We start from the raw sequence: 3,321 nt of genomic DNA, 5'->3' as shown, positions 1-3,321 counted from the left end.
CGGCACGCGGACCCCGCCAGGCGGCGACTCGGCGCCGTCCGGCGACCGGGCGCCTGGGGCTCGGGACGTGTGAGCGGACGAGGAGGGTCAGCCGCGGAAGGGCCTTCCTTTTCGGCGGACGGAAGCGTAGGTTCCGACTACCCCGCGTCGGTGCCTTCCGAGGTGCCGGGCCCGCCCGTCCCGGGGCGGTGGGCACGCGGGGGCCAAATCTTCATCGCCGGCCCGCCGACGAGCGCCGCGAAGGCCCGTCCACGGGTCGCGGGCGCCGGTGCGGACGAGGAACGCCGGCCGGTTCGGCGGGGTACGGCCGCGATCCCACCGGTTGGGCGGTCGTACGCCGCCGACGACGCGGGAGGCCGCCCTCGTCGGCGCGGCTCACAGGGCCGGCGCGCGCCGTACTCCTCCGGCCGAGGGGGCGGACGCGCGGCTGTCGCCGCCGCAGAAGGCGGTACCGGCCGGGCCGTACCGCCCCACGGGACCGGCCGGAGCAGACATGATGGAAACCATGACGCACACCGCCCGCCGCATGTTCGAGCTCCTCGAGCCGATCTGCCTGGTCACCTACTTCGCCGACGAGTGCAACGAGGAACTGGCCGCGCTCGGCCACCGGGGCTACTGGGACGGGTACTTCGCCAGCCGCGCCGCGCCCCTGGGACGGGTACCGGCACAGGTCGTGCACGCGGCCTTCTACAGCTTCGCCGAGGGGGAGGCCGCGCGGCACATCCCGAGCGCGTGGGAGACGATCCCGCCCGAGGCGTCCGTCGCCGCGCGGGAGCGGGGCAGCGCGGCCTCCCTGCGCCGGATCCTCGGCGACGAGCTGGCCGGCTCCCCGGGCCTGGGGCGCGCCGCCGACCTGACGACCAAGGCCGCGACGAACGCGCCCACGGAAGGCCGGGTGATGTACGCCGGGATGCGCACCCTTCCGGTCCCGAGCGACCCCGTCGCCCGCCTGTGGCATTCCGCGACCATGCTGCGCGAGCACCGGGGTGACGGGCACGTCGCCGCTCTCGTCGGCGCGCGCGTCGGCGGTACGGAGGCCCACGTCCTCGATGCGCTGGCGAAGGGCATCCACCCGCCGGAGTCGTTCGGGCGCCTCCACCACCTGCCGAAGGAGCGGCTGGCCGCGGTGATGGACGGCTTGCGCGAGCGCGGGCTCGTCGACGCCGACGGCGGGTTCACCGAGGCCGGCCGCGAGACCAAACAGCGCATCGAAGCCCTGACCGACGAGCTCGCCGCCCCGCCGTACGACGCCCTGACCCCCGCCGAGCTCGACGAACTGGTGACCGAGCTCGAACCCGTCACCGCGAAGCTGGTGGCCGCGGGGTCACGATGACGAGTTCCCCGGCGGCGCGGGGGCGGCGGTCAGGAGGTGGCTCGTGGCCCACCGCACGGTGTCCGTGACCGCCCTGCGGCACCGACCGGCCCGGGGGCCGAAGCGGCGAGTCAGGCGGTGTCCGTCCCGGTGAGCGCCAGCCGCCAGTCGTTGCACCGGATGGCGTTCCCCGGCGGGTACTCGAACTCGTACTCCCCCAGCAGTTCGAAACCCGCTTTCCGGCACACCGTGTTGGACGCGGCATGGTGCACGGAGGGGAAGGCGTGCAGCCACGGCAGGGAGCCGTCCGCGGCGGCGCGCCGGGCGCACAGGCGCACCGCCTCCGCGGCGAAGCCCCGGCCCTGGTACTCGGGGAGGATGCCGTAGCCCGTCTCGTGGACCGGCTCCCCGCGCCACTCCCGCGTCCAGTACCCGACCGAGCCCACGATCCGGTCGTCCAGCAGGGCCAGGAACATCTGCCCGTCGGTGAGGCGGAGATAGCGCTCGTGGCGGCGCCGAAGCTGCTCGGCGGTCTCCGGGCCGCCGAGGTGTTCGGTCATCTCCGAGGTGTTCTGCCGGTGCAGGAGATCAAGTCCCTGACCGGACCATGGCGCGAGGCTGAGGGATGTCATCCGCCCAAGGTAGTGCGGGGGACCGACAGTCCGCCGTGGTCGTGCCGCGCCGCTCAGCCGCGGGCCGCTCCCGCGCGCAGGCCGTCCATCACGAGATCGAGGAGCCGTGCCGCACGTGGCCGCCAGTCCTGGCCGGGTTCGAGCTGCCAGAGGCCCGCGATCGCGAGGAGGAAGTCGTCGCCGGTGATCCCGGGCCGGATGGTGCCGGCCTCCTCGTTGGCCCGGAGCAGGAGTTCGGCGGCGGCGGTCACCGGCGTGGGGGAGGGCTTCGCCGGGCCGCCCGGCGTGCCGGTGGCCTGACGGATGGCGTCCGCCAGCCCGGCCTTGGTCATGGCGAACTCGGCGAGCCGGTCCATCCAGGCGCGCAGGGCCTCGTCGGGCGCCCGGGTCTCGATCAGGTGGGTCGCGCTGTCCGCCACCTGCCGCATCTCGTGGCGGTAGATCTCCAGGACGAGTGACTCCCGGTTGGGGAAGTTGCGGTAGAACGTGCCCTGCCCGACACCGGCCTTCCTGGCGATCACGCTGAGCGGGGCGTTCGCGCAGCGCGACAGTTCGGCCAGCGCCACTTCCAGAATGCGCTCGCGGTTGCGCTGCGCGTCCGAGCGCCGTGGTGAGTCCTGCTGCTGCGGCACTCGGCCTCCTCCGTAGGGGGTCGTCACCGGCCCCCACCCTTGCTAAGCGGACAACTGTCCGCTACGTTGGAACGGTAGCGGACAGTTGTCCGTTCACTCCCACCATAGCCACTGACGAGGGCCCACGGCAGCCGCCGGCCGCCGCCTTCGGGCCCAGCATCCCGCACTTCGCTTCGCCCGCGCGGCACACCCCCTACCGGCCGTTCCCCGCACCGCGCGCCACCCAGCTCCCACCGGTCGTCCTGGAAACGCGAAAGAAGCAGCTCATGGCCTCACCGACGTCCAGTGTCATCACCTTGAGGATCAACGGGGAGAACCACACACTGCCCGTCGACCACCGCACCACCCTGCTCGACGCACTGCGCGAACGTCTCGACCTCACCGGCAGCAAGAAAGGCTGTGACCAGGGCCAGTGCGGAGCGTGTACCGTCCTGCTCGACGGCCGCCGGGCTGTCGCCTGCCTGCAGCTGGCGGTGGCGGCCGAAGGCCGCGAGATCACCACCATCGAGGGTGTGGCGGACGGGGACCGCCTGCACCCCGTGCAGCAGTCCTTCCTCGATCTGGACGGCTACCAGTGCGGCTACTGCACCCCCGGACAGATCTGCTCGGCGATCGCGGTCATCGAGGAACACGCGGCGGGCTGGCCCAGCGCCGTCACCCGCGACGTACGCCCCGAGGCCGGACCGCCACCACTGAGCGCCGACGAGATCCGCGAGCGGATGAGCGGCAACCTCTGCCGCTGCGG

The 3,321-nt window shown here is 73.4% G+C and carries 4 protein-coding genes; 2 read left to right on the top strand and 2 right to left on the bottom strand.

The features are described from left to right. Positions 1 to 505 precede the first annotated feature (505 nt). Positions 506 to 1,333 (top strand): MarR family transcriptional regulator, encoded by an 828-nt coding sequence (locus GT045_RS31885; protein WP_161336306.1) that lies wholly within the window; start codon positions 506 to 508, stop codon positions 1,331 to 1,333. Between the two features lie 110 nt (positions 1,334 to 1,443). On the opposite strand, the gene GT045_RS31880 is transcribed toward GT045_RS31885, so the two are convergent. Both GT045_RS31880 and GT045_RS31875 read right to left on the bottom strand, forming a co-directional pair. Continuing rightward, positions 1,444 to 1,944: a GNAT family N-acetyltransferase gene (locus tag GT045_RS31880; protein WP_161286926.1), complete on the bottom strand. Its 501-nt coding sequence runs from the start codon at positions 1,942 to 1,944 to the stop codon at positions 1,444 to 1,446. 53 nt (positions 1,945 to 1,997) lie between these two features. Next, a complete protein-coding gene (locus GT045_RS31875; RefSeq protein ID WP_161336305.1) occupies positions 1,998 to 2,576 on the bottom strand; it encodes a TetR/AcrR family transcriptional regulator in 579 nt (192 codons plus the stop codon). Between the two features lie 266 nt (positions 2,577 to 2,842). Between GT045_RS31875 and GT045_RS31870 the strand changes: the two genes are divergently transcribed. Then, a partial coding sequence (locus GT045_RS31870; protein WP_161286924.1) for a 2Fe-2S iron-sulfur cluster-binding protein occupies positions 2,843 to 3,321 on the top strand: 479 nt, incomplete at its 3' end.

The sequence above is a fragment of the Streptomyces sp. SID486 genome (genome assembly GCF_009865385.1).
In the GTDB taxonomy this organism is placed as follows: Bacteria; Actinomycetota; Actinomycetes; order Streptomycetales; family Streptomycetaceae; genus Streptomyces.
The sequence above is the reverse complement of the archived record's forward strand: the minus strand, read 5'-3'. Positions and strand labels throughout refer to the sequence as shown.

Coding starts and splice junctions, on each gene's coding strand:
- GT045_RS31885 (WP_161336306.1), top strand. CDS start 506: ATGACGCACACCGCCCGCCGCATGTTCGAGCTCCTCGAGCCGATCTGC.
- GT045_RS31880 (WP_161286926.1), bottom strand. CDS start 1,944: ATGACATCCCTCAGCCTCGCGCCATGGTCCGGTCAGGGACTTGATCTC.